A 399-nucleotide genomic window follows, 5' to 3' on the forward strand; every position below is an offset into this window, starting at 1 on the left:
CACCGGGTCCTCAACCAGGGGCTGTTGGCGGCGACCGCCGCATCGCTGGTGGTGCTGCTGTGGCTGACGGTCGGGCAGAGCGTGGCCCGTTCGGAGCTGAGCGAGGCCCGGGCGGACGGGCAGGAGTCGTTGAAGGTGTTGAACGACGCGCGGATCGCCTCGCTCCAGGCGCGGGCCGGCGAGAACCTGACCCTGATCGCGCGGGGCGCCGTACTGGCCGAGGACAAGAAGTCCGACAAGTACGACGTGGACTTCTCGAACGACATGAAGGACCTGGACGCGGGGCTGGCGACGGCGGCGAAGCTGGCCGACGACACGGCCGGCCTCGATCCCGTGGCCCGCGCCGCGGAGGGCGTGCGGCAGTGGAAGGGTCTGCACGCGGCGGCCCGGGAGACCGAC

General features: G+C 71.9%; 1 pseudogene. It reads left to right on the plus strand.

Features of this window, described 5'->3' with window-relative positions:
* Positions 1–399: pseudogene (locus G3I71_RS49350) on the plus strand (hypothetical protein); the annotation flags it as partial.

Origin of the sequence: Streptomyces sp. SID12501 (assembly GCF_010550245.1) — a bacterium.
GTDB lineage: Bacteria > Actinomycetota > Actinomycetes > Streptomycetales > Streptomycetaceae > Streptomyces.